This is a genomic window from Terrabacter sp. AAH1, from assembly GCF_054456855.1.
The window spans coordinates 57,044-81,937 of record NZ_JBTJJV010000017.1 but is presented as its reverse complement, the minus strand read 5'-3'; the positions used below and the strand labels follow the sequence as shown (position 1 = coordinate 81,937).

The 24,894-nt window shown below is 72.2% G+C and carries 19 protein-coding genes; 8 read left to right on the top strand and 11 right to left on the bottom strand.

All coding sequences use genetic code 11. The features are described 5' to 3' along the window. Positions 1-48: 48 nt before the first annotated feature. The 9 genes from ACXR8F_RS19620 to ACXR8F_RS19580 form a co-directional block, all read right to left on the bottom strand. Positions 49-1,824: an ABC transporter ATP-binding protein gene (locus ACXR8F_RS19620; RefSeq protein ID WP_045187575.1), complete on the bottom strand. Its 1,776-nt coding sequence runs from the start codon at positions 1,822-1,824 to the stop codon at positions 49-51. After that, entirely contained in the window at positions 1,824-3,545 is a 1,722-nt protein-coding gene (locus tag ACXR8F_RS19615) for an ABC transporter ATP-binding protein (protein ID WP_458803073.1), read from the bottom strand. The genes ACXR8F_RS19620 and ACXR8F_RS19615 overlap by 1 nt, the downstream gene beginning before the upstream one ends. A 130-nt stretch (positions 3,546-3,675) precedes the next feature. Continuing rightward, positions 3,676-4,041 carry a monovalent cation/H(+) antiporter subunit G gene (gene mnhG, locus ACXR8F_RS19610; protein ID WP_458803071.1) on the bottom strand — a complete coding sequence of 122 codons (366 nt, stop codon included), beginning with the start codon at positions 4,039-4,041 and terminating at the stop codon, positions 3,676-3,678. Beyond that, positions 4,038-4,337: a monovalent cation/H+ antiporter complex subunit F gene (locus tag ACXR8F_RS19605; RefSeq protein ID WP_045187571.1), complete on the bottom strand. Its 300-nt coding sequence runs from the start codon at positions 4,335-4,337 to the stop codon at positions 4,038-4,040. Before ACXR8F_RS19605 ends, mnhG begins: the two co-directional genes overlap by 4 nt. Further along, a complete protein-coding gene (locus ACXR8F_RS19600; RefSeq protein WP_458803068.1) occupies positions 4,334-4,963 on the bottom strand; it encodes a Na+/H+ antiporter subunit E in 630 nt (209 codons plus the stop codon). Before ACXR8F_RS19600 ends, ACXR8F_RS19605 begins: the two co-directional genes overlap by 4 nt. Continuing rightward, positions 4,960-6,579, bottom strand: a complete 1,620-nt coding sequence (locus ACXR8F_RS19595) for a Na+/H+ antiporter subunit D (protein ID WP_458803066.1) — start codon at positions 6,577-6,579, stop codon at positions 4,960-4,962. The genes ACXR8F_RS19600 and ACXR8F_RS19595 overlap by 4 nt, the downstream gene beginning before the upstream one ends. Next, positions 6,576-7,148, bottom strand: coding sequence for an NADH-quinone oxidoreductase subunit K (locus tag ACXR8F_RS19590; protein WP_458803064.1), 573 nt, complete (start codon positions 7,146-7,148; stop codon positions 6,576-6,578). The genes ACXR8F_RS19595 and ACXR8F_RS19590 overlap by 4 nt, the downstream gene beginning before the upstream one ends. Further along, positions 7,145-10,003, bottom strand: a complete 2,859-nt coding sequence (locus ACXR8F_RS19585) for a Na+/H+ antiporter subunit A (RefSeq protein WP_458803062.1) — start codon at positions 10,001-10,003, stop codon at positions 7,145-7,147. The genes ACXR8F_RS19590 and ACXR8F_RS19585 overlap by 4 nt, the downstream gene beginning before the upstream one ends. Positions 10,004-10,104: 101 nt before the next feature. Further along, positions 10,105-10,788, bottom strand: coding sequence for a hypothetical protein (locus ACXR8F_RS19580; protein WP_458803060.1), 684 nt, complete (start codon positions 10,786-10,788; stop codon positions 10,105-10,107). 70 nt (positions 10,789-10,858) lie between these two features. Between ACXR8F_RS19580 and ACXR8F_RS19575 the strand changes: the two genes are divergently transcribed. The 7 genes from ACXR8F_RS19575 to ACXR8F_RS19545 all read left to right on the top strand — a co-directional run bounded on the left by ACXR8F_RS19575 (position 10,859) and on the right by ACXR8F_RS19545 (position 19,815). After that, positions 10,859-11,638, top strand: coding sequence for an SURF1 family protein (locus ACXR8F_RS19575; RefSeq protein ID WP_458803058.1), 780 nt, complete (start codon positions 10,859-10,861; stop codon positions 11,636-11,638). After that, positions 11,635-12,009: a DUF3817 domain-containing protein gene (locus ACXR8F_RS19570; protein ID WP_045187559.1), complete on the top strand. Its 375-nt coding sequence runs from the start codon at positions 11,635-11,637 to the stop codon at positions 12,007-12,009. The genes ACXR8F_RS19575 and ACXR8F_RS19570 overlap by 4 nt, the downstream gene beginning before the upstream one ends. A 173-nt stretch (positions 12,010-12,182) precedes the next feature. After that, positions 12,183-13,394 (top strand): hypothetical protein, encoded by a 1,212-nt coding sequence (locus ACXR8F_RS19565; protein WP_458803056.1) that lies wholly within the window; start codon positions 12,183-12,185, stop codon positions 13,392-13,394. Positions 13,395-13,450: 56 nt separating this feature from the next. After that, complete coding sequence (gene guaA / locus ACXR8F_RS19560; protein ID WP_458803055.1) at positions 13,451-15,040, top strand: glutamine-hydrolyzing GMP synthase; 1,590 nt, start codon at positions 13,451-13,453, stop codon at positions 15,038-15,040. A gap of 277 nt (positions 15,041-15,317) precedes the next feature. Next, positions 15,318-16,301 (top strand): AfsR/SARP family transcriptional regulator, encoded by a 984-nt coding sequence (locus tag ACXR8F_RS19555; protein WP_458803053.1) that lies wholly within the window; start codon positions 15,318-15,320, stop codon positions 16,299-16,301. Between the two features lie 74 nt (positions 16,302-16,375). Continuing rightward, the gene (locus ACXR8F_RS19550) at positions 16,376-19,030 is read left to right on the top strand and encodes a PKD domain-containing protein (protein WP_458803051.1); all 2,655 of its coding nucleotides are present in this window, start codon (positions 16,376-16,378) and stop codon (positions 19,028-19,030) included. Between the two features lie 233 nt (positions 19,031-19,263). Beyond that, positions 19,264-19,815, top strand: coding sequence for a hypothetical protein (locus ACXR8F_RS19545; RefSeq protein ID WP_458803049.1), 552 nt, complete (start codon positions 19,264-19,266; stop codon positions 19,813-19,815). A 77-nt stretch (positions 19,816-19,892) separates the two neighbouring features. Here the strand turns inward: ACXR8F_RS19545 and ACXR8F_RS19540 are convergent, their stop codons facing one another. Then, entirely contained in the window at positions 19,893-20,378 is a 486-nt protein-coding gene (locus tag ACXR8F_RS19540) for a hypothetical protein (RefSeq protein WP_458803047.1), read from the bottom strand. Positions 20,379-20,529: 151 nt separating this feature from the next. On the opposite strand from ACXR8F_RS19540, the gene asnB reads away from it, so the two are divergent. After that, positions 20,530-23,169, top strand: a complete 2,640-nt coding sequence (asnB, locus tag ACXR8F_RS19535; RefSeq protein WP_458803045.1) for an asparagine synthase (glutamine-hydrolyzing) — start codon at positions 20,530-20,532, stop codon at positions 23,167-23,169. 36 nt (positions 23,170-23,205) lie between these two features. Here asnB and ACXR8F_RS19530 read toward each other — a convergent pair whose 3' ends face one another. After that, a complete protein-coding gene (locus ACXR8F_RS19530; protein ID WP_458803044.1) occupies positions 23,206-24,885 on the bottom strand; it encodes a long-chain-fatty-acid--CoA ligase in 1,680 nt (559 codons plus the stop codon). Positions 24,886-24,894 lie beyond the last annotated feature (9 nt).

Sequence of the window (24,894 nt, the reverse complement as noted above, 5' to 3'; positions counted from 1 at the left end):
TGTCATTTCTTTGCGAAAGTATTTTCCGGCGCCCCGGGGCGCCCGCGCTCAGACGGCCGGCTGCGGCTCGTCGCGCCACGAGCGCCACAGCGCGGCATACGCCCCGTCGGCCGCGAGCAGCTCCTCGTGCGAGCCGATCTCGCTGATGCGCCCGTCCTCGACCACGCAGACGCGGTCGGCGTCGTGCGCGGTCATGAGCCGGTGCGCGATGGCGACCACGGTGCGGCCCTGAACGACGGCCGCGAGGGACCGCTCGAGGTGGCGGGCCGCGCGCGGGTCGAGCAGCGACGTCGCCTCGTCGAGCACCAGGGTGTGCGGGTCGGCGAGAACGAGCCGGGCGAGGGCGAGCTGCTGCGCCTGGGGCTCGGACAGCCGGTGGCCGCCGGAGCCGACGACGGTGTCGAGACCGTCGGGCAGCCCGAGGGCCCAGTCCTCGGCGTCGACGGCCTCGAGCGCCTCGAGCAGCTGCTCGCGCGAGGCCTCCGGCCGCGCCAGGCGCAGGTTGTCCTCGAGCGAGCCGACGAAGACGTGGTGCTCCTGCGTCACGAGCGCCACCTGCCCGCGCAGCTGGGCGAGCTCGAGGTCGACGAGGCGCACCCCGCCGACGTCGACGCGTCCCTGGCGGGGCCCGTCGATCCCGGCCATGAGCCGGCCGAGCGTCGACTTGCCGGCGCCGGAGGGTCCGACGATGGCGAGCCGCTCGCCGGGCTGCAGGTCGAGCGAGACGCCGCGCAGCACGTCGCGACCGGCACGGTACGAGTAGTGGACGTCGTCGACGTCGAGCCGGTCGTCGGCCGGCTGCTCGCCGGTCGCGGACCGGTCCGGGGGCACGTCCGCGATGCCGATGACACGGGCGAGCGAGGTCGCCCCGACCTGGATCTCGTCGAGCCACGAGATCAGCTCGTCGAGGGGGCCGGCCATCTGCTGCACATAGAGCGCGACCGCGGTGACCGTGCCGGCCGTGGCGAGGTCGCGCGAGATGAGCCAGCCGCCCCAGAGCAGGGTGACGGCCACCGGCGCGAAGAACGCGAACTCGACCGACGGAAACCAGCGCATCCGCAGCCGCAGCGTGTAGCGCTCGGCGTCGTAGCAGTCGCGCAGCGCGTCGTCCATGCGGCGACGGCGACGGTCGCGCAGCCCGAGGGCGTCGACGGTGCGGCCGCCGTCGGCGGACTCGGTGACGACGCCGTTGAGGACGGCGTACGTCGCCCGCTCGCGCAGGTAGCCGTCGGGTGCGAGACGCAGGTAGCGGCGCGTCGACAGCACCAGCACGGGCACCCCGACGAGGACCGCGAGCGCCACCTGCCAACCGGTGAGGAAAGCAGCCACGAGCGTGATCGCGGTCGTGACCGCGCCGACGAAGATCGCGGGCACGCCGAACCGGATGACGTGCGAGAGCGCCTCGACGTCGTTCGTCGTGCGCGACACGAGGTCGCCGGTGCCGGCGCGCTCGACGGTCGACAGCGGCAGCTCGACGACCCGGCCCATGAACTGCTCGCGCAGCTCGGCGAACACGGTCTCGCCCATGACGAACGACGCACGACGGGCGAACCACGTGACGACGGTCTGCAGCACGACGGCGCCGGCGATCCACAGCGCGAGGGAGTTGACGACGTCGAGCGACCGGCCGTGGCTGATCTCGTCGACGAGCAGGCCGATGACGCGTGGTGCGACGAGGCCGGCGACGGCCGCGACGGCGTGCAGCCCCACGACCGTGGCGAGGCTGGCCCGGTGCCGGCGCAGCAGGCTGCGGGTGTGGGCGCGCACCGACGCGGTGTCGGCGACGGGAAGCGTGCGCGTGGACGGCGCTGGTGTCAGCGACATCAGTCCTCCTCTCCTCGGACGACGGTGCGTCGGTAGTCGGGGTGATCGGCCATGAGCCGGTCGTGGGTGCCGGCCCCTGCGACGGTGCCGTCGCGGAGGAAGACGACGTGGTCGGCCTTGTCGAGGATGAGCGGGCTGGCCGACATCACGACGGTGGTGCGGCCCCGGCGGGCGGCGGTGAGGCGTTCGGCGATCCGGGCCTCGGTGTGGGCGTCGACGGCGCTCGTCGGTTCGACGAGCACGAGAGTCTCGGCGCCGGTGAGCAGGGCGCGGGTCAGGGCCAGTCGCTGGCGCTGGCCGCCGGAGAAGGCGCGGCCGCGCTCCTCGACCTCGTTGTCGAGACCGCCGGGCAGCGCCTCGAGCACGTCGTCGCCGCTCGCGACCGCCAGCGCCTCGAGGATCGTGTCGTCGTCGTGGTCGCCCCACGGGTCGAGCTCGTCGCGCAGCGTTCCCGTGAAGAGGCGAGGGTCGTTCTCGGACACGACGATCCGTCGCCGCACGTCGGCGAGGGGCGCGTCGGCCAGCCGGGTGCCGTCGAGGCGCACGTCGGTCTCGGCGGCGCCGAAACGGCCCAGCCGGTCGGCGAGCGCGGCGGAGTCCTCGGGGCGTGCCGAGACCACGACCGTGAACCGGCCCGGCTCGATCGAGACCTGGCTCGTGGGGTCGTGCAGCCGGGCGGGCTCGGTCGGCAGCGGCTGGGTCTGCGCGGCCTCGGTCTGGTCGGGCTGCACCGCGAGGATGCGGGTCAGCTTGCGCGCGCCGATGTGGGCACGGGTCGCGCGGTCGACCATCTCGGTCGCGGTGCGCAGCGGGATGACGAGGAAGGCGGTGTAGCCGTAGAACGCGACGAGCTGGCCGGCCGTGATCTGCCCCTCGATGGCGAAGCGGGCCCCGAGCCACACGACGACGAGCACGAAGATGCCGGGCAGCAGCACCTGGGCCGCGTCGAGCGCGGCCTGGTAGCCGGCGACCCGGTTGCCCACCTCGCGCACGGACTGCGACTGGACGGCATACCTGCGCAGGAAGGTCTGCTCGCCGCCGATGCCGCGCAGCACGCGCAGACCTGCGACGGTGTCGGCGCCGAGGCCGATGAGCTTGCCGGACTCCTCGCGCTGCGCGAGCTGGCGGGCCTGCAGCGGTCGCACGATGAACGTGAGGGCAGCGACGAGCACCGGCACGCCGATGAGCACGACGAGCCCGAGCGGGGCCGAGGCGCCGAGCAGGATGAGCGCGACGACCACGTAGGAGACGACCGAGCCCGCGAAGCGGGCGAGCACGTCGTAGAGCCCACCGATGCGCATCGAGTCCGAGCTGACCGTGGCGACGACGTCGCCGGTCGGGACCGCGCGCGTCAGCGCCTCACCGGTGTCGGCGGCCTTGTGGCCGACGAGCTGGGCGGAGCGGAACGCACCCTGCATCCAGTTGACGACGGCGTACCGGTGACGCATCATCCCCGACAGCGCGCTCACGGTGACGAGCCCGACGAGGATCGCGCACCACCGCAGCAGAGCGCCGGAGTCGCGGCCGATGATGCCCTCGTCGATCGCCTTGCCCATGGCCGCAGGGAAGAGCGCCTGGCTCACGAGCCACACGATGCCGAAGCAGATCGCGACGGTGAGGGTGCGCCACTGGCCCCTGCCGACCCAGCGCAGGTATGCCGTCGGGCTGGAGATGACGGGGGTGCCGGGGTCGGCGTGGGGCAGTGAGATCACTTGGTTCATTTTACGTTCGGCGAGAACGCGACTCATGCCATTTTCCGTCGGGGTCACGGCCCGACCGTAAGAGTTCGAGTGGACGTGAGGTCAAACCCCGATGGGGTATGCCGTCGGGCCGCTCACCGGGAGGGCGCGGTCAGCGCGTGGGGTCCCACCCCGAGCGCTCGAGCGCATCGGAGAGCTCGTCGACCTCGAGGGTGCCGGAGTCGACGCGGCGGTTGCGGTATGCGGCGCGCCCGACGAGGTGGGCCGAGACGGGCGAGGTGAAGAACTGGGTCGCCGCGAGCAGCACCAGGGTGGTCAGGGCCGCCCAGGTGCGCAGCGTCAGCGCGAGCCCGGCGAGGATGAGGATGAGCCCGAGCGTCTGCGGTTTGGTGGCGGCGTGCAGCCGGGAGAGCGTGTCGGGGAAGCGGATCAGCCCGACGGCTCCGGCCAGGCAGAGGAACGAACCGAGGAGCAGGCACACGCCCCCGCCGGCGTCGAGCACGCCCGTCCAGGTCATGGCTGCTCCTTCGTCTCGCGTCGCACGTCGGTGGGCTCGTCGGAGTCGCGCGACAGGAAGCGCGTCACGGCGACCCCGCCGACGAAGCCGACGAGGCCGAGCACCATGAGCAGCGGCAGGTAGGTCGAGGTGCCCTGGCGCGCCGACTCGATGGCGACGCCCGCGACGACGATGACGAGCAGGATCTCGGCCGCGACGATGCGGTCGAGGTTGCTCGGGCCGCGGAACAGTCGCACCAGCACGAGGGCGGCCGCCCCGCCGAGCATCGCGAGCGAGAGGGCGAGCACGATCGTCATGGCTGTTCCTCCTCGTCGGGGCGCTCCCCAGCAGGGCCGGGGTCGCGGGGGCCCTCGACGGCCTCGATCTCCTCGCGCGAGCCGAAGGCGCGCACCACGCGGCGCTCGACCTCGAGCACGTGGGCGCGCTGGGCGGCGATGCCCGCCTCGTCGTGCACGTCGAGCAGGTGCAGGTAGAGCACCGAGGTCGACCGCCGTGCGTCGACGACGACCGAGCCCGGAACGAGCGCGACGAGCTCGGCGGTGATCGTGAGGTAGAAGTCGGAGCGTGAGCGCAGCTGCACCTCGATCACGGCGTTGCGCGGCCGGTGGCTGCCGAGGGCCAGGCGCATGACCTGCCACGACGCGACGACGAGGTCGGCCAGGAACCGCACGATGAGCCACACGAGCCGGTGCGGCCGCAGTCGCCCCTCGAACTCGATCGACGGCAGCGGGAACGCGTAGGTGACGACGAGCCCGACGAGGATGCCGTTGACGACGTTGCCCCACGTGACGCGGTCCCACAGCAGCACCCAGGCGAGGGCGATGGTGGCCACGGCGCGGGGCTGCAGCACGCGGCGCCGACGGCGCGGCGCGTCGGGCTCGGGCGACGGGGGTGGCACGGCCGGCCGGGTGGTCACGCTCATCGCCGCACGTCCTGGGGTAGCACCGTGGTGATGTACGGGTCACGGGCCGCGAGGTCGCTCGCGGCCCGCTGGGTGTAGGCGAAGAGCGGGCCGGCGACGAGGGTGACGGCGAGGCCGACCGCCGTCATCGCCGCGGTGGCGCCCAGCATCGTGCGGGGCAGGGTGCGCGGAGCGGTGTCGACGACGACGGCCGTGGCCGGGTCGGCGGCCGGGTCGACGTCGAGGGTGCCGGCGCCGAGGGCCGCGACGGTCTCGGTCGAGTGTGGGGCGTCGGCCAGGGTGCGCCAGAACGCCTGGCTCCACACCTTGGCCAGGGCGTAGAGGGTGAGCAGGCTCGTGACGATGCCGCCGACGACGAGGAGCCAGGCGAGCGGTGTGCCGACCTCGATGCCGGCGTGCAGCAGCCCGATCTTCGCCAGGAACCCGGACATCGGCGGGATGCCGGACAGGTTCATGGCCGAGACGAAGAAGAGCGTCGCCAGAACCGGCGACGCGACCGCGAGCCCACCGAGCCGGTCGAGCGAGGTGGTGCCGCCGAGCCGCTCGACGAGGCCCGTGATGAGGAAGAGCGCCGTCTGGATCGTGATGTGGTGGGCGACGTAGAAGATCGCGCCGGCGGTGCCGTGGGGCGTGGCGAGGGCGATGCCGAAGATCATGTAGCCGATGTGGCTGACGAGCGTGAACGACAGGATCCTCTTCAGGCCCGACTGCGACACCGCGCCGAGGATGCCGATGACCATCGTCAGCAGGGCCGCCCACATGAGCAGCCCCTGCAGCGGCGAGTCGGGGAAGAGCAGGGTCTGCACGCGGATGATCGCGTAGACGCCGACCTTCGTCAGCAGGCCCGCGAAGACGGCCGTGACCGGTGCCGGGGCCGTGGGGTAGCTGTCGGGCAGCCAGGCCGACATCGGGAAGATCGCCGCCTTGATCGCGAACGCGGTGAGCAGGCAGAGCTGGAGCACGAGGGCGACGCCGGGGGCGAGGTCGCCGATGCGGATCGCGAGCTGCGCGAGGTTGACGGTGCCGGTGGCCGCGTAGACGGCGGCGATGCCGACGAGGAAGAGCGCCGAGCTGAGCAGGCTGACGACGACGTACGTCGTGCCGGCGTGGATGCGCGACGCCGCACCGCCCACGGTGATGAGCACGTAGGAGCTGAAGAGCAGGATCTCGAAGCCGACGAAGAGGTTGAACAGGTCACCGGCGAGGAAGGCGTTGGAGACGCCCGCCGAGAGCACGAGGTAGGTGGGGTGGAAGATCGTGAGCGGCGTCTCGCTCTCGTTCTCCTCGTCGCTGTCGGCCTGTCCCTGGCCGATGGCGAAGACGAGCACGAGCAGGGTCACGATGCCGGAGACGAGCAGCATGAGGGCGCTCAGCCGGTCGGCGACGAGCGAGATGCCGAGGGGCTCCTGCCACGCGCCGAGCCACAGCACCTGCGGTCCGCGCGCGTCGGTCTGCCACACGAGCACCGCGGCGACCGTGACGACCGCCGCCAGCACGACGATGCTCACGCTGCGCTGCAGGCGCGGTGAGCGCCGGAAGGCGAGCGTCAGGGCTGCGCCGAGCAACGGCAGCAGCACCGGCAGGGGCACGAGGTTCGGCACCGGGAAGTCGGTCATCTCGGATCACCCCCCGCGCGGGCGGTCATGGTCCCGGACGGCCCGGTGCCGGACGGCTGGGTGCCGGACGGCTCGGTGCCCGAGGGCTCGGCGCCGGAGACGACGCCCTCCTCGGCCAGCTCGTCCGAGGTGGTCGTCGACGCCTCGGAGGGGTCGTAGGTCGACGACGTCTGGTCCTCGAGGGCGAGGCGCTGGATGCGGGCGTCCTCGGCGTCGTCGGGCACGTCGTCGGTGCCGGAGACCTGCCACAGCCGGTAGGAGAGCGCGAGGAGGAAGCCGATCGTGGCGAGCGAGATGACGATGGCGGTGAGCACCATCGCCTGGGGGAGCGGGTCGCTGATCGCCGCGGGGTCCTCGCCGACGAAGGGCGCCCGGCCTGCTCGCCCGCTGATGACGAGGTAGAGCACGGCCACGCCGTTGCCGATGAGCACCATGCCGAGCAGCACGCGCACGAGGCTGCGGTCGAGAGCCAGGGCGGTGCCTGTCGCGACGAGGAAGACGGTCACGAGCACGAGGGTGAGGTTGGGCTGGAGCGTCGACTCGATGAGGGTGGGGGCCACGGTGGTCACGTGCGGGCCACCTCCCGCTCCTGCTCGGACTCCTCGTCGGCGATCTGCCGGTCGATGCCCGTGCCGAGGCTGCGCACGATGTCGAGCATCATCCCGACGACGATGAGGTACACGCCGATGTCGAAGAAGAGCGAGGTGACGAGGTGCACCTCGCCCCAGGGCGGCAGGGTGAAGTCGACGGCGGTCGTCTCGAGGATCGTGCCGCCGAAGGCGAGCGGCGCCAGGGCCGAGCCGACCGCGACGAGCAGCCCCAGCCCGACGAGCAGGCCGGCGTCGAAGGGCGCCGCCTCGTCGAGCTCGTAGCGGCCGCCCGCGAGGTAGCGCACGACGAGCGCGAGCCCGGCGACGAGGCCGCCCGCGAAGCCGCCACCGGGCTGGTTGTGCCCGGCGAAGAGGAGGAAGAGCGAGGCGGCCAGCATGACGTGGAAGACCAGTCGCGTGACGACCTCGAAGATGACCGAGCGCTTCTCCTTGCGCATGGTGCGACCGCCGTGCAGCCACGTGCCCCGTGCCGGGTTGCTCGAGGGTAGCGCCTTGGCCGTCGCCCGCGAGAGCCGCGTGTTGCGGGTGCGCACGAAGATGAGGCTCGCGATGCCGGTGGCGGCCGCGACGAGGACCGAGACCTCACCGAGGGTGTCCCACGCGCGGATGTCGACGAGGGTGACGTTGACGATGTTCTTGCCGTGGCCGAATGCGTAGGCCTCCGTGGGGAACTCGGCTGAGACCGGGTCGGTGGTGCGCCCGCCTGACGCGACGAGGGCGATGAGTCCGACCGAGGCGCCGACGGCGACGCCCAGGGCGATGCGCCACGTGCGCGACGGCGAGTGCGGGTGGCGCGTGAACTTCGTCGGAAGTCGCCGAAGGGCTAGCACGAAGACGACGAGCGACACGGTCTCGACGAGCATCTGGGTGATCGCGAGGTCGGGGGCGCCGTGCAGGACGAAGAGGAGCGAGACGCCGTAGCCGGTGGCGCCGACGAGCATGACCGCCGTGAGCCGGCGTCGCGTGACGAGCACCAGCACGGCGGCGGCCACCATGAAGACCCCGACGACGGCCTGGCCGACGTTGTCCCACAAGCGGATCGACGGCAGCGTGCCCCGGGTGAGGGCCGCGGCCCCGGGCAGGGCGACGAAGACGATGAGGATGGCGGCGAGGTAGATGGGCAGTGAGCCGCGCTGGGTCACGGCCGTCGTCTCGACGGCGCCTCTGTCGACCCATCGCATGGTGCGCGAGAACCCGCGCTCGCCGTCGACGAGGGCTGGCACCCTCGCCTGCGCCCGCCCGACGACGTCGCGGCGGACGAAGAGCAGCAGTCCGACGGCCACCGAGACGAGCGAGAGCCCGAGCGGCACGGTCAGGCCGTGCCACAGCGCGAGCGAGGGCGGGGTGTCCCCGAGCGGGGACGAGACGGCATACGGCATGAGCCACGGGGACTCGAGCGGCGAGAGCAGCCCGAGGAGCAGGCAGCCGACGCCGAGCAGCAGCGGCGAGAGCACGAAGCCCGGGTGGGCTGCCTTGACCGGGGTCGGGTCGACGCCCGGCTTCGTCGCGAAGGCGCCCCAGAGGAAGCGCGCCGTGTAGGCGACGGTGAGGGCAGACCCCGCGACGACCCCGGTGACGGCCAGCCAGCTCCAGGGGCTGGGAAGTGGCGTCGAGGTCTGGACGTCCTGCCACAGCGCCTCGAGCGCGCTCTCCTTGGAGACGAACCCGGCGAGCGGGATGATGCCTGCCATCGACAGGGCGGCGAGCGTGGCCGGGACCGACACCGGCAGCAGCCGTCGGCCGACACCAGAGAGCTCACGCAGGTCGCGCGTGCCGGTGCACTTGTCGACGACTCCGACGGTGAGGAAGAGCGTCGACTTGAAGAGGCCGTGCGCGATGACGAGGGCCAGCGCCGACAGTGCGGAGGTCTTGGTTCCGAGACCCGCGATGGCGACGATGAAGCCGAGCTGGCTCACCGTGCCGTAGGCGAGGAGCAGCTTGATGTCGTGCTGCCGCAACGCCCGCCACCCACCGACGAGCATCGTGAAGAGCCCGAGCCCGACGGTCAGCGCGTGCCAGGCCGGAGCCCCGGCGAACGCGGGCGCGAGCAGGGCCACGAGGTAGATGCCGGCCTTCACCATCGCCGCGGCGTGGAGGTAGGCGCTCACGGGCGTCGGCGCGGCCATGGCGCCGGGCAGCCAGAAGTGGAACGGCACGAGCGCCGACTTCGACAGGGCGCCCACGAGGAGCAGCACGAGCGCGGTCACGGTGACGGCGTCGAGCGGCGGCGGGTCGGCGAGGAGCTCGCTGATGGAGTAGGTGTGGTGGACACCGACGGCGATGATGCCGATGAGCATCGCCAGGCCGCCGAACGTCGTGACGATGAGCGCCTGCATCGCCGCACGACGGTTCGTCGAGCTCGCCGGGTTGTGGCCGATGAGCAGGTAGGAGAAGACGGTCGTCAGCTCCCAGAAGACGTAGAGCACGAGCAGGTTGTCGGTGAGGACGAGCCCGAGCATCGCGCCGGCGAAAGCGGTGAAGACGGACGTGAAGCGCCAGAGCGTGGGGTCGCGCTCCGCGAAGTACCAGGTGCAGTAGAGCAGCACGAGCGCACCGACCCCGGTGACGAGGAGGGCGAGCACCCACGACAGCGTGGTGAGCCGGAAGTCGAGGTCGATGCCGAGCCCCGGGACCCACGAGATGCGTTGTGTCGGAAGGTTGCCCGCGCGAACGTCACTCGAGACGGAGACGAGCCAGCCGAACGAGACAGCGGGGGCGACGGCGAGGACCGGGAAGGCCTTCGTGCGAAGCACTTTCGCGAGCCATGGCGCGACGACGGCGGCAAGCAGGTGCAGGAGCAACAGTTGCGCCACGGCGGCCCCTCGGTCGTCGGGTGTGCGCGGATCGGTCCACGTCAGGTCGTGGCCGCAATCCTACGTGCTCGAAGCGGCCGCCCCGACCTCGGGCCTGCCCGCTAGAACGTGACGAAGGTGCTGCGCGCGACGAAGAAGCCGTGCCGCGACCCGCTGTCGACGCACGTGACACCGGCCTCCTCGCTGAGGCAGGCGACCGGGTCGAGCGAGGCGGTGCGCGAGCCGTAGGGCAGCTTCGGCTCGCCACCCTCTCGGATCGTGTCGGAGTTGCAGACGGGGAAGGCCCCGGTGCGCTCGAGCTCGAGTCGTCCGATGTCCTTCGGCCCGTCAGGTGGGCAGATCGAGGGCAGCGGCGGGGTGACCCGACCTGACCGGACCTCGCACGCGGCAACGGGCATCGGGGCGCCCCCGAGGTTGCACACGATGTTGCCGCTGGGGGTCACGAAGCGGTCGGTGACCGACGCGGCGCTCGGGGCCGCGACGATGCGGGCGCGCGCCTCGGCGTAGGAGTGCGGTGCGCCCCGCTGTCGTCCGGCGGCGAGCTGGGTCGGGACGCCGCTCGGGGAGGGTTGGGGGTTCACGGTGCGCGCCGACGTCGCGGTCGGAGCCGGTGCCGACGGTCTCGTGCCGGCAGGCGCGTCGACGAAGACCGTCACGGTCGGCCGGGTCGACGGGATGTCCGTGCCGCACGCCGCCACGGGGGAGACGCACGCGAGCAGGACTGCCGGCGCGACGAGAACGGCGCGTGACGGCATACGGCCTCGGCGGTGGCGCAAGGGTGGCATGGCGCAGGAGTCTGGCACGGATGGGTGCCCGGGGCAGGTCGGAGACGAGGGGGTGACCTACCCTTGGGACGTGTTCCGGCAGCTGCTCACCCCCCGCTGGGTCGGCATGATCGCCGGCCTGCTGGTCGTCGTCGCCGCCTGCGTCTGGCTCGGCCTGTGGCAGCTCGGGGTCGCCCGCGACTCGGGCCGGCAGGAGGCGGTGGCCGCCGCCTCGACCCAGCAGCGGGCGCCGCTCCAGCAGGTCACGGCCGCCCACAGCGACTTCCGCCCGGAGCTGTCCAACCGTCCCGTCACCGTCACGGGCACGTATGCCGCCGAGCGCAGCCTGCTCGTCGTCGACCGTCGGCTGGGCGGCCGGGTCGGCTCGTGGGTGGTGACGCCCCTGGTCACCGACGGTGGCACCGTGCCGGTGCTCCGAGGGTTCGTCGAGGGCACCCCGTCCGCGGTGCCGGCGCCGCCGGTCGGTGTCGTCACGGTCAGCGGCACGCTCGGGCCGGGGGAGTCGCCCCGTCCCGGGACTCCGCTGCCGGCGCCGCAGGTGCGCTCCATCGACCTCGCGGTCCTCGTCAACGAATGGCCGGGTGACCTCTACAACGCCGTCGTCCTCGCCTCCGCGGAGACGGCCGGCCCCACCGCGGGCGCCGACGTCGCGCAGGCCGGCCTGACCCGCGTGCCGCCCCCACCGCTCGACGCCCCCCTGAACCTGCGCAACGCGGCGTACGCCGTGCAGTGGTGGGTCTTCGGGATCTTCGCGATCTGGATGTGGTGGAAGATGTTCCGAGCAGAGCAGCAGGCGGAGGACCCCGTCGCTGCACCGAGAGACGCACCGAGAGAAGGCGCGACGACGTGAGCACGTACCCCCAGACCCTGGCCAAGCCGCAGCAGATCCGGTCGGCCCTGTCGATCTACCGCGTCCTCGCGACCGTGGCCGGCATCGCGCTCTTCGTGCTGATCCTCGAGATGGTCATGAAGTACGCCTTCAAGCAGACCAACGTGCTCACCGAGTACTGGAGCCCGATCCACGGCGTCATCTACATGGCGTATGCCGCGTCGGTCGCGAACCTCGGCATCAAGTCCGCGTGGGGCATGGGTCGCATCGTCAAGAACCTGCTCGCCGGCTTCGTCCCCGTCGTGCCGTGGATCGCCGAGCGGCGCAACACGGTCGCCACCGAGGCGCTGCTCTCGCGGGCCTACGCGGTGGGCGGGTCAGAGTCCGTCTAGTCCGTGAATCCGGACCCAAGCGGGCTGGGGACCCGAATCCGCAGATGTCGTTCTATCTCCGAATTCCGTTGCGCTGCAGGCCGTCTTAGACATATGGGATTCGCCTGCGGACGTCTCGACGCTTGCCTAGATTTGAGGTACTGAGCACGACGGCCTCCAGCAAGGGGGGCGCAATGACCTTCATCGGCACGGCAGACGTTGACCTTCGGGACGCGCAGGAGGCATCCCGCGGCAGCAGCAGCCGCGACGGACCCCCGCGGCCCGACCGGGGCGGCAGGACGCCCGGGGCGGGCGGGCTCGCCCCCGTGGCGGCGCAGCGACACGGCCGCTCCGTGCTCGCGGTGGGTGCGTGCCTCGTGGTGCTCGCCGGGTCCGCCCTGGCCGAGGCCCGCACCGACGTCGTGACGTCGCCCTCGGCCACGACCTCGGCCACGACCTCGGCGCAGGGGCAGGCGCAGGCTCAGGTGCCGGCAGAGCGTGCCCGCACCCCTCGGTCGCTCACGCCCGACCGGCTGTTCGGGGCGCTCCCCTTCATGGCCGGGCTCGGCGCGATCCTGGTCGGACCGGCACAGCGCGCCGCTGCAGCGGTGCCCCCGACGGCGGTCCTCACACCGGCGCCGGCCCTCGTGAGGCCCGGCGCCCCCGCCTTCACGCACCCCCTCGGCGGGACCGCGACGTACTTCCCCCTCGTTGCCGGCACGCGCTACACGTACGAGGGCACCGTCACCGACGCCGACGGCACCCACCGGCACCGGCTGGTCTTCGTCGTCACCGACCTCGTCAAGAGGGTCGACGGGATGGATGCCCGCGTCATCCTCGACCGGGACTACAGCGACGGCGTGCTCACCGAGTCCGAGCTCGCGTTCTTCGCCCAGGACGACGCCGGCAACGTGTGGACCCGGGGGGAGTACCCCGAGGAGTACGAGGACGGCGCCTTCGTCGGCGCCCCCAGCACGTGGGTCACCGGCGTGCGTGGCGCACGCGCCGGGATTCTCGTCCCGGGCACGGCCGCGCCGGGGACACCGCCATTCGTCCAGGGACGCGCTCCCGCCGTGGGCTTCCACGACGTCGGGCAGGTCGTGGCGACGGGGCTGCGCGTCTGCGTGCCCACGGGCTGCTACTCCGGCGTCGTGGAGGTCAAGGAGTCGGCCCCCGACGCTCCGGACGACGGCATCCAGCTGAAGTACTACGCGCCCCGGGTCGGGGGGGTCCGCATCGCGGCGCAGGGCGGCGACTCCCGGGAGGTCATGGTGCTGAGGTCGCTCGCACGTCTCGGCGCCCGTGACCTGCAGGTGGCGCGCACCGAGGCGCTGCGCCTCGACCGTCGGGGCTACACGGTCTCGAAGGACTACCGGGCGACCGGGAGGGCGCACCTGGCCGGCTGAGTCGCCCATCGGGCGGCGGTCCGGGCCGCACCTGCCGGGCAGATAGGCTGGCGCCCGTGAGCGAAGCGCAACCGACCGACCTGCAGAGCCACCCCGTCCTCGTCGTCGACTTCGGCGCACAGTACGCCCAGCTGATCGCCCGACGGGTGCGCGAGGCGCAGGTCTACAGCGAGGTCGTCCCTCACTCGATGAGCGTCGCCGACCTGCTCGCCAAGGAGCCCGCGGCGATCATCCTCTCCGGCGGCCCGAGCTCGGTCTACGAGGACGGCGCCCCCCGCCTCGACCCGGCGCTGCTCGAGGCCGGCGTCCCGGTCTTCGGCATGTGCTACGGCTTCCAGTCGATGGCCCAGGCCCTCGGCGGCACCGTAGCGCGCACCGGAGCCCGCGAGTACGGCAAGACCGACGCAGCCATCAGCGACGTCGAGTCGACCCTCTTCGACGGGCAGCCGCCGAGCCAGGTCGTGTGGATGTCGCACGGCGACTCCGTCAGCGCCGCCCCCGACGGCTTCGCCGTCACCGCCACCACGGCAGGTACGCCGGTGGCCGCGTTCGAGGACGACGAGCGGCGCCTCTACGGCGTGCAGTGGCACCCCGAGGTGCTGCACTCCGAGCACGGCCAGCGGGTCCTCGAGAACTTCCTCTGGAAGGGCGCGCGCATCACGCCCGACTGGACCCCCGGCCACGTCGTCGACGACCTCGTCACGACGATCCGCGAGCAGGTCGGCGAGGACCGCGTGCTCTGTGCCCTGTCGGGTGGCGTCGACTCCTCCGTCGCGGCGGCCCTGGTGCAGAAGGCCGTCGGCGACCAGCTGACGTGCGTGTTCGTCGACCACGGCCTTCTCCGCGAGGGCGAGGCCGAGCAGGTCGAGAAGGACTTCGTCGAGGCCACGGGCGTCGACCTCGTCGTCGTCGACGCCCGCGAGCGCTTCCTCGAGGCGCTCGCCGGCGTCACCGACCCCGAGACGAAGCGCAAGATCATCGGCGAGCAGTTCATCCGCGTCTTCGAGCAGGCTGCGCGTGACGTCGTCCACGACCGCGGCGACGAAGAGCACCCCGTCAAGTGGCTCGTCCAGGGCACGCTCTACCCCGACGTCGTCGAGTCGGGCGGCGGCGAGGGCGCGGCCAACATCAAGAGCCACCACAACGTCGGCGGCCTGCCCGACGATCTGCAGTTCAAGCTCATCGAGCCGCTGCGCACGCTCTTCAAGGACGAGGTGCGCCAGGTCGGCCTCGAGCTCGGCGTGCCCGAGGTCATCGTCTGGCGCCAGCCGTTCCCGGGCCCGGGCCTCGGCATCCGCATCATCGGCGCCGTCGACGCCGAGCGCCTCGCGGTGCTGCGTCGCGCCGACGCGATCGCGCGCGAGGAGCTGACGAAGGCCGGGCTCGACCGCGACATCTGGCAGTGCCCCGTCGTGCTGCTCGCCGACGTCCGTTCGGTCGGCGTCCAGGGCGACGGCCGCACCTACGGCCACCCGGTCGTGCTGCGGCCCGTCGCCTCCGAGGACGCGATGACGGCCGACTGGGCCCGCGTGCCCTACGACGTCCTGGCGACCATCTCGACGCGCATCACCAACGAGGTCGAAGAGGTCAACCGGGTCGTGCTCGACGTCACGAGCAAGCCGCCGGGCACCATCGAGTGGGAGTGACGTCGGCAGCCCTCGTCCCGGCGCCGCGGCCCCGTTGGAACTGAGCACTCGACGCTGAGCTTGCGTCGAGTGCTCACTTCTCGACGTGGCGGTGTGACCGCCTGAGCCGAACCGCGCCTCGGTTTCGTCCTCTTTTGTCACGGGGGTAACACGTCGGCGGTGCCGTCCGAGGCCGAAAAGGCACCCAATTTTCGGCGCGGCCGGCCACCGATGCTGGCGCGTGCCGCCCTGCGGACCCGCTCCCATCATGGACTCACGTCCTTGAGGGGGGATCGTGATGAAGCGACACGGGGAACGTCTGAGCATCAGGCTCTGTGGGGGTCTGGCGCTGAGCGGTGGAGGTGCCACGCTCGGCCCGCGCCAGCTCGGCGGCGCCAAGGCGCGGCAGGTGCTGCTGGCGCTCTGCCTGCACCGGAGCGGTGTCTCCAAGGCGCGGCTCATCGAGCTGCTGTGGGGCTCGGCCGCTCCGCACGGGGCGACCGCGACGCTCGAGTCGTACGTGAGCCTCCTGCGCCACCGTCTCGAGCCTCTACTCGGCACCGGCGAGAGCCCCGTGCGCACGATGGCCGGCGGCTACCGGATCGACGTCGACGGCATGGAGCTCGACGTCGACCGATTCGAGCGGCTCCTCGTCCTCGCGCGTGAGGCCGGCACCGACGCCGCCGCGGCGCTGAGCCGCTACGCCTCGGCCCTCTCAGCCGTCCAGGCGCCGCTGCTGCCCGAGGAGGACGCGGTCTGGGTCACCGAGGCGCGAGAGACCCACGACGCCGAGGTCCTGCGCGCCACCCTCGAGGCAGCCGAGCTGGCACTCTCCGCAGGAGCCCACGGGCAGGCCGAACGCTGGGCCGCCCAGGCACTGCAGCGCGACCAGTTCTCCGAGTCGGCGTGGCTCGTGCTGCTCCGGTCGTTCGAGCTGCGCGGCCAGCACGCCGACGGGCTGCGCGCGTACGCGTCCTGCCGGTCGCTCTTCGCGGCCGAGCTCGGCTGCCCACCCGGCGTGCGGGTGCGGGAGGTCTTCCCGCGGCTGCTCGGCGCCGACGCGGACCACCACGACGAGCTCGACGAGCTGATCGACGCCGTCTTCCGGCTCCACCTCGCCCTTGCCGCCGATCCCGCCAGGGGCGCCGTCGGTATGCCGCGTGGTCCCGCCGTCGGCGACGCCGGCCTGCTGACGCGGGCGTTCGAGGACGACTCGTCCCGGCTCAAGCAGCTGCTCGACGACGTGACGAGGCAGCTCTCCGTGACACCGGTGTCGGCATGACCGCCCGGAGGCTCACCACCCGAGCAGAAACACCCAGCACCACCACGAGGAAAGAACGCAGGAGGAGGACGGCAATGTTCAGTCAACTGGAAGGTGCGCTCACCGGGCGCACCGCCGGCGGATCGGGCGAGGGGGGTGGCTCGCCTCGTCGACGCCGACTCCTCTCGGCCGTAGCCGCCATCGCTCTCGCCGGAGGCCTGGCACCGGTGGCGAGCAACGCCGCGAACGGTGCGGTCGCACCGCTCGTCGCCCCCGCGATCAACCCCGTGGTGGCCTCGAGCACGCAGTTCGACATCACCGGTTTCATCCAGACCGCAACGGTCGACACGCCTGCCGACGTGCACTCCGGAGGTGTGCTCACTGTCAACGGGCACACGATCATCATCCCGAAGGAGACCGTCGTCATCCTCCCCGCGAGCGCTCTCACCTGGCAGGAGCTCTTCACCCACGCGCCGGCCCCGTGGGGACCGACCCAGACGGGCATGGCCCTGGCCGACTCGCCCAAGCCGCTGACGACGTACGAGGTGCACGTCGTCGGCAACCGCGTCGTCAACGCGTCCGGTGACCGCTACATCGCGGGCATGGTCGACATCTCGCAGCAGGACCTCAACAACGGCGCCGGCTACGTCAACTTCATCGACTACACCACGGGCGAGCTCGAGGTCGGCGGCAAGACCGGCGTGGCCGGCACCGGCACCCGCGTCCGCATCAACGATCCTGCGGTCGGCACGACCGGCACGGGGCGCTACGGGCGCGCCGCGTCGCCCGACGACCGCTTCCAGGTCGACCAGGACAACCCGACGATCCTCGCCGAGACCGGCTTCCCGATGTGCATCCCGCGCTCGGCGCCGACGACGACGGACGACGACGCACTGTGCCCCCAGGCGAACCGCCCGGTCTACGACGGCACGGACAGGTCGGGGATCACCCCGCAGCCGGCGCTCCCCGTGCTGGGTGCGGCCTACACGATGTTCCGCATGGACTCGCCGGCCGACGTGACCGCGGGTACCTGCCTTCGCAACCCCTGCGCCGACCCGCGCAAGCAGGCCCCCTTCGAGATCGGTGACTACGTCACGTTCGCCGGCAACCTCGTGGAGGAGTCCGCCAGCGTCAAGTACGTCTCGGCCCACACGATCGTCGCGAGCCTCGGCATCTACACCCAGCCCGGTGTCGACCCTGCCTACGTGTCCGTGGACGTGTCGCTCATCGGCACCGGTGGCCTGACGGTCTTCGGCGCGGGTGAGGCAGCCGTGCGCACCCGCTTCGAGGGCATGAGCACCGACGAGACGCGTCTCGTCCGCCTCTACGGCGTGGACATCAACCCGGTCACCGGCGCCACGAGCGACCGCGCGTGGGGCACGATCATGCCCGACCCCGGCCCTCCCGGCGGTGCGGTGCGCGGACGCTGGCGGTTCCGCCCGCCGTGCACGGCGACGGTGGCGACGCAGAAGGCCTGCACGGCCCCTGCCGGAGGCCAGTTCATCCCGCCCACCCGTGAGGTGCGAGCCGTCATCGACGGTGGCTCGCAGTTCAAGCCGGGCACGATGGAGGCCAACCCGAACAGCCAGGTCCCCGGAACGCCGGGCGCCCAGACGGCCGCCAACGGCATCTACTACGGGCAGTACCACGCCCCCATCGGCGAGTACATCTTCCCGGAGAACGTGCCCGGGACCGCGGTGCCCGAGAACAACTTCAACACGATCCCGTTCCTCGCGTACGGCGGCTACCAGTCGCTCACCGGCACGCAGGCCGGCGTGCTGAGCCCCTGGCCGAGTGACGTCGCACCGCCGCCGGTCGTGTGCGCCACACCAAGCTTCAACGGCGCGCCGTTCTCGGTCGCCAACGGTGGCACCGTCCAGCTCTCGGGCAGCGTGCCCGCCGGCTCGTCGGCCCCGGTCACGCTCCAGTGGACCGCAGGCACGAGTGTCGGTGGGATCGACCTCAACGGCGCCCTCACCGGGGCGAGCACCACGACGCCGACGTTCAACGCGTCGGGGCTGGCCGCAGGCACGTACAACGTGCGGTTCACCGCGTCGAACCCCTGCGGTGTGGCCTCCGTCGACACGACCATCACGGTCGCTGCCGCGCCCAAGCCCACCATCGCGCCGATCCAGAACCAGACGGTGACGGCCGGCAACCTGGTGACCCTCACGGCCACGAGCAGCTCGCTGCCCGCGCCGACGTGGGCCTGGACCCAGACCGGCGGCACCGCGGTCACGACCTCGCAGACACCGTCTGCGGCCACCGCGACCGGTTCGTCCCAGCTGAAGTTCACGCCGACCGTTGCAGGCACCTACACGTTCGACGTCGTGGCGACCAACAGCCAGGGCTCGTCGCCGGCGACCACCGTCACCGTGACCGTGACGGCGGCCGTGCCGACGAACATCACCCTGACGCCGGTGGAGTACCGCACCAGCAAGCAGCGGCTGATCGTCACCGCGACGTCGACCGACACGGCCGTGAGCTCGATGCGGCTGATGCCGTACCTGACGGAGTCGGGCACGACGTTCGACCCGGCGACGCTCGGAGCGGCGAACCTCACCGTGTCGCTCGTGGCACCCGGTTCGTTCACGGTGACCGCGGTCGGTGCGCCGCCGCCCGCCTGCAACCTCGGCGGCACCTACGCCACGCCGTGTGCGCAGTCGCCGATCACGGTCAAGGCGCTCAACGCGGCCGGAACGGTGATCGGGACCAGCCCGCCGTCGAAGCTCGACAGGATCAGGCAGTAGCCAGGGCCTGACCGACGGTGGCTGCCGGGGTCGCTCGACCCCGGCAGCCGCCGGAGCGCCCGCTCTCGTGGCGCGGGGGGAGCTGCCACCGCCTCGGGAGCACCCAGGACGTTGCCGTCGGGGTCACCTCCCCCCGGACCCCGACGGCAACCCTGTCCATGTACCCGACGTGCATCACACACCCGGCCCACCCCGAAGCGCCGGGTCCAGCCGGCTCGCGAGGAGGTCCTGCGATGTCCCGTCCCCACCTGGCACGGCGCGGACTCCTCGCCTCGACGGTGGCCGTGCTCGCCGGCGCCCTCCTGTCGGCCTGCGGGGCTGCGGCTCCCGCTCCGGCGCCGCCGGCCAGGCTCGTGCCTGCTTCGGCAGCTCCCGGGCCCGCGCAGCCGCCACCACCCGTGCCGGCACGCGTGGTGGCGCCGTCGTCGGCGGCCTCGGTGGCGCCGCCGGTGCAGTCGGCGCGGCCGGTGCAGCCGGTGCAGCCGGTGCAGCCGGTGCAGCCGGTGGGAGCCGACCGCGTCGACGTCGACAAGTGCTGGACGAACGCCACCGCCACCTCGGGCGGGCAGCTGCTCGTCAGCGCGCGGAGCTCGGACCGGGCAGCGCGCCTGTTCGCCTACCGGCCCGACGGCCGGCTCATCGGCGAGGTCCAGAACGGTCATGGCCAGCGTTACGGCGGCACCGTGTTCGCCTGGCAGGCAACCGATCCGGGCACCGTGACCGTCCGGAGCAGCTCCGGTGGCAGCGCCACCGTGCACACGACACCGTGGCAAGCCGAGAACTGAGACCCACGGCACCAGACGCGGAAGAACGTATGCCGCCTGGGGGGCCAGGCGGCATACGCAGTCTCTGGGTCGACGGGTCAGAGGCCCGTGGCGGCGATGTAGGCGCCCGGGTTGCCGTTCGGGTTCACCAGCACCCGCGGCATGTGGCAGTACTTCGGCAGCCAGACCTTGCCGTCGAGGCGGGCGTCGCCGTCGGTGTCGAGGGGGACGCTCTTGGTCGTGCCGACGACCATGTTGTTGCACACCACGCTCGCGCTGATCGTCTTCACCGGCCCGGTGCCGGTGCCGGGGATGACGAGGCCCTCGACGCGTACGCGGACCCGCCCGTCCGAGCGGACGCGAGCCATGCCCTCGTCGATGACCCACGGCCTGCCGCCGGGTCCCACCATGGCGATGACCGGGCCGTCAGGCATGCTGCCCTCGAGGTGGGCGCGGAGGATCGTGTGGCCGGACCGGTGGTGGCCGGACGAGCTGTCGCTCGCGGAGGCGGTGGGGGCCACGAGGGTGGTGAGGCCGAGGACGGCTCCTGCCACGAGTGCGGCACTGCGGGTCGGTCGGTGCATGACGTGCTCCTTCTCCGTTGAGGGTGCTCCCCAATGGACGACGCTCATCCGCGGCAGCCCGGTTCACGTTCTCGCGAGTTTTGTGCGGCGCCGGTGCGGGGCACGGCGGGGGTGGGGCGGCCCGGGTCGCCGCCCGTCTAGGGTTGACCCCATGTGCGGAATCGCCGGACACCTGGGTGTCCACGCCGACGAGGCCCTGCTCGACCGACTGCTCGCGACGCATCCGGGCGCGGGCCCTGCGTCGACGGCGCGCGACGGCGACGCCGGGCTGGCTGCTCGCCCGGCGCGCGACGCGACGGGGCTGGACCGGCTCTCGACCGGCCGTGGCGGTCGTTTCACGCTCGCCTTCGACGGCGAGCTCTACAACCGGTCCGAGCTGCGTGCCGACCTCGAGACGCTCGGCCACGACTTCGGTGTGGGCAGCGACGCCGAGGTCGTGCTCACCGCGTTCACCGAGTGGGGCACCGACGGCCTCGACCGGCTCGACGGCGCGTTCGCCCTGGCCGTGTGGGACCGCGACACCCGCACCATGACGCTGGCGCGCGACCACTTCGGCGTGCGTCCGCTCTACGTCGCCGCCGCCGGGTCGGGATGGCTCGTGGCGAGCGAGATCCGGGGCATCCTCGACAGCGGCCACCACGAGCGCCGCCCCGACGACCGCACCATCTACCGTTACCTGCGCTTCCGGGTCCACGACGACGGCCCGGCGACCTTCTTCGCCGGCATCGAGCGCGTCGGCGCCGGCGAGGTCGTGACGCTCGGGCCCCAGGGCCTCGAGCGCCGGCGCTACACCCGGCTGCGTGAGGAGCTCGCCGAGCTCGCCCGCTCGCCGCGTGCCTACACGCCGGCTGCGGCGGACGAGTTCCGCTCGTTGCTCACCGCGGCCGTACGCCGTCGGTCGGCCTCCCCGGGGCGCGTGGGCACCGCGCTGTCCGGCGGCATCGACTCCGCGGCCATCGCCGCGCTCGTCGACGCGGTCGAGCGGGAGGCGGGCGGGTCTGACGTGCAGGACACGTGGTCCGCGGTCTACCCGGGCTCGCGCATCGACGAGCAGGCGCAGGTCGACGCCGTCACGGCGTCGCTCGGGTCCCGGGTCGACGCGCACCGCTTCGAGCCGACCCCGTCGGAGTTCAAGAAGGACATGCGCGACCTCGTGCGCACCCAGGAGGAGCCTCTCGGTTCGACGGGTCCCTACACGCAGTACCGCGTGCTGCAGGAGGCCGCGCAGCGCGACGCCGTCGTGCTCGACGGACACGGCGGCGACGAGCTGCTCGGCGGCTTCGGGGCGCACCACCTGATCCACCTGCGCGGGCTCAAGGGCCGCAGCGCGGCGCTCGCCGCCTCCGAGCTGGGCCGCTCCCTCGACGTGCTCGTGCGCCGCGGGCGTCCCCACGTCGGCGACCGGCTGCGCGGCCGCAAGGCCGTCCCCGTCACCTCGCTCCTGGGCGCCGACTTCGCCCGCGCGCACGCCGGTGAGACCCACGAGACCGAGCGCACCGACCTGCGCAAGCGCCTCGTCGACGACCTCTTCGTCGACTCGCTGCCGTCGCGGCTGCGCTCCACCGACAAGAACGCCCGCCGGTTCGGGGTGTCGGTAAGGCTGCCGTTCGTCGACCGCGAGCTGGCGCGCTTCGTCTTCGGCCTCGACGACGCCGCCCTCATCAAGGACGGTCTCGGCAAGCGCGTGCTCCGCGACGCGATGCGCGGCCTGCTGCCCGACCCGGTCGTGGAGCGCCGCGACAAGGTGGGTGCGAGCACGCCGCAGGCCGACTGGTTCATGCGCCTCAAGAACCACATCTACGGCGAGTTCCTCTCCGAGTCGTTCGCGGGCCGGCCCTACTTCGACCAGACCGCGGTGCTGCACGCCTTCGAGGGCTGGATCAAGGGCACCAACTCCGTCGACTCGATGACGATCTGGCGCATCCTCAACGTCGAGCTGTGGCTGCAGGAGTTCTTCGACGAGCGCGCGCCCGAGTCCGAGACCGACGACGCCGCCGCCCCGGTCAAGACCGACTACGAGCCCAACGCCCGCAAGCAGCTCGACCTCGTGACGGCCGACGGCACCACGGTTCGCCGCTACCCGCTGCGCACCGACCTCTACGCCCGCGAGGACGACCTCGAGGCCAAGACGATGGCCTACATCGACCGGTTCTTCTCGGGCCTGCTCGAGGCCGGCGACGAGCACGTCGCGGCGACGACGGGCCGTTGGTACTTCTTCATCTCCGAGAAGATCGTCGCCATCACGCAGGGCCGGTCGTTCTTCATCTGGGACATCAAGGTCGGTCGCCCGGCGCGCCTGCTGAGCCGCTACGTCACGCGCACGCCGGCGGGCATCGGGCTCGGGTCGCCGTTCACGATGCAGCTGGCCATCGAGGAGGCCGGCCTGCCGCGCGTCCTCTTCGCGTCGGCCGGCGGCGCCATCGGCAAGGTCCTCGGCAAGCGAGGGCTCTTCTACGACCTGGTGGGCGGCGACATCCGCGCCATCGACGGCCCCACCGAGTACTCCGTCTACCCGGCCAACGTCTCGGCCAAGCTCGGCCCGAAGGACCCCGACGAGGTCGCTGCGCGCCTTTCGGCGGCGATCCGCGAGCGGGTGCCGGCGGCATACCGGGACTCGTTCGGCGGCACCGTCGTCATGGACGCCAACGACATCGGCCGCAACGTGCTCGGCAAGGACGCGCCCGGGTCGAAGGAGCACTACGAGCTGATGTTCGCCGACAACCCGCTCGGCCAGGGCTCGGAGCAGACCCCCATGGCCATCGTCTTCGAGCAACCCGGCGCGACCGGCTGACCCCTGGCTGGTCGGGAGTCCACGTCGGGCCGCCCTTCAGCCCTCGATGAGGCCGTCTCGCACCTGCTTGCGCAGGACCTTCCCGATCTGGGAGCGCGGCAGCTCGTCGACGACCACGACCCGGCGGGGCACCTTGTACGCGGCGAGCCGGGACCGACACAGCGCGCGCACGTCGTCGACCTCGAGCTCCACCCCCGGCTCGACGGTCACGACCGCCACGACCTCTTCGCTGCCGTCCGTCTTGGGCAGGCCGACGACGGCGGCATCGGTGACGCCGGGGATGCTGCGCACGACGGCCTCGACCTCCGACGGCATCACGTTGAAGCCGCCCGTGATGATGAGCTCCTTGATGCGGTCCACCACCGAGACGAAGCCGTCCTCATCGACGACGACGATGTCGCCGGTGCGGAACCAGCCGTCGGCGAGCAGCGCCTTTGCCGTCTCCTCGGGCTTGCCCCAGTACCCGCCGAAGACCTGCGGCCCACGGATGAGCAGCTCGCCACGCTCGCCGACGGGACGGTCGTGGGTCGGGTCGTCCGGATCGACGACGCGGATGTCGGTGCTCGGGAAGGGCACGCCCACCGCTCCCGGTCGCCGCTCACGGCCGATGGGGTTGCCGATCGCGACGGGCGAGGTCTCGGTGAGCCCGTAGCCCTCGACGAGGAGGCCGCCGGTCACCTCCTCCCACAGCTCCAAGGTCTCGCGGGGCAGCGCCATGGCGCCTGAGATCGCGAATCTCGCTGCGGTCAGGTCGATCCCGCGCTCGCGAGCCGCCGTGGCGAGCCGCTGGTAGATGGGCGGCACTGCCGGCAGGAAGGTCGGCGGATGCTTCTGGGCCGCGGCGAGCACGAGGTCGACGTCGAACTTCGGGAAGAGGACGAGCCGTGCGCCCACACTCATCGCGAAGGTGAGGCAGAGGGTCAGGCCGTACGCGTGGAACATCGGCAGCACGGCGTACACGACCTCCTGTCCCGGTCGCAGGCCCGGCACCCAGGCGCGGCCCTGTGCGGCGTTGGCCACGAGGTTGCGGTGGCTGAGCATGGCGCCCTTGGGCACGCCGGTCGTGCCGCTCGTGTACTGGATCGCCGCGAGGTCGTCCACGCCCGGTCGACGCACGGACGGCGCGAGCGGGCCGTGCCGCAGCAGGTCGGACCACGGCCGCGTGCCGGTCGACGGCCCCGTGAGCTGGGCCCGCAGCTCCCGAGCCCGACGAACCGGCAGCCGCAGCGCCATCCGCTTGGTCCACGGCATCGAGGCCGTGATGTCGACGGCGACGACGTGCTCGACCCCCGGGAGGTCGGCGACGGCACCGGCGACCTTGTCCCACACGACAGCGACGGTCGCCCCGTGGTCCGCGAACTGGTGGGCCATCTCCGTCGGTGTGTAGAGCGGGTTGTGCTCCACGACGACCGCCCCGAGCCGGAGCACCGCGTAGAACGCGACGATGTGCTCGGGACAGTTCGGCAGCACGAGCGCGACGCGGTCGCCCTGCAGCACACCGAGCCGGCGCAGCCCCTCGGCCGCCAGGTCGACGCGCCGTCCCAGCTCCGTGTAGGTGAGCTCGACGCCGAAGAACTCGAGAGCCGGACGCGGCCCGTACGCGGCAACGGCCGCGGTCAGCAGGTCGACAAGTGAGTCCGTGGGAGCGTCGATCCCGGCCGGCACCCCCTCGGCGTAGTGGGCCACCCAGGTGTGCTCGAGTCCCGCGGTCGTCATGCCAGCCTC

What these genes read in the sequence shown, in the direction of transcription:
- ACXR8F_RS19620 (WP_045187575.1), bottom strand. Translation starts at nt 1,824, where the DNA reads ATGTCGCTGACACCAGCGCCGTCCACGCGCACGCTTCCCGTCGCCGAC.
- ACXR8F_RS19615 (WP_458803073.1), bottom strand. Translation starts at nt 3,545, where the DNA reads ATGAACCAAGTGATCTCACTGCCCCACGCCGACCCCGGCACCCCCGTC.
- mnhG (WP_458803071.1), bottom strand. Translation starts at nt 4,041, where the DNA reads ATGACCTGGACGGGCGTGCTCGACGCCGGCGGGGGCGTGTGCCTGCTC.
- ACXR8F_RS19605 (WP_045187571.1), bottom strand. Translation starts at nt 4,337, where the DNA reads ATGACGATCGTGCTCGCCCTCTCGCTCGCGATGCTCGGCGGGGCGGCC.
- ACXR8F_RS19600 (WP_458803068.1), bottom strand. Translation starts at nt 4,963, where the DNA reads ATGAGCGTGACCACCCGGCCGGCCGTGCCACCCCCGTCGCCCGAGCCC.
- ACXR8F_RS19595 (WP_458803066.1), bottom strand. Translation starts at nt 6,579, where the DNA reads ATGACCGACTTCCCGGTGCCGAACCTCGTGCCCCTGCCGGTGCTGCTG.
- ACXR8F_RS19580 (WP_458803060.1), bottom strand. Translation starts at nt 10,788, where the DNA reads ATGCCACCCTTGCGCCACCGCCGAGGCCGTATGCCGTCACGCGCCGTT.
- ACXR8F_RS19565 (WP_458803056.1), top strand. Translation starts at nt 12,183, where the DNA reads ATGACCTTCATCGGCACGGCAGACGTTGACCTTCGGGACGCGCAGGAG.
- ACXR8F_RS19555 (WP_458803053.1), top strand. Translation starts at nt 15,318, where the DNA reads ATGAAGCGACACGGGGAACGTCTGAGCATCAGGCTCTGTGGGGGTCTG.
- ACXR8F_RS19550 (WP_458803051.1), top strand. Translation starts at nt 16,376, where the DNA reads ATGTTCAGTCAACTGGAAGGTGCGCTCACCGGGCGCACCGCCGGCGGA.
- ACXR8F_RS19545 (WP_458803049.1), top strand. Translation starts at nt 19,264, where the DNA reads ATGTCCCGTCCCCACCTGGCACGGCGCGGACTCCTCGCCTCGACGGTG.
- ACXR8F_RS19540 (WP_458803047.1), bottom strand. Translation starts at nt 20,378, where the DNA reads ATGCACCGACCGACCCGCAGTGCCGCACTCGTGGCAGGAGCCGTCCTC.
- asnB (WP_458803045.1), top strand. Translation starts at nt 20,530, where the DNA reads ATGTGCGGAATCGCCGGACACCTGGGTGTCCACGCCGACGAGGCCCTG.
- ACXR8F_RS19530 (WP_458803044.1), bottom strand. Translation starts at nt 24,885, where the DNA reads ATGACGACCGCGGGACTCGAGCACACCTGGGTGGCCCACTACGCCGAG.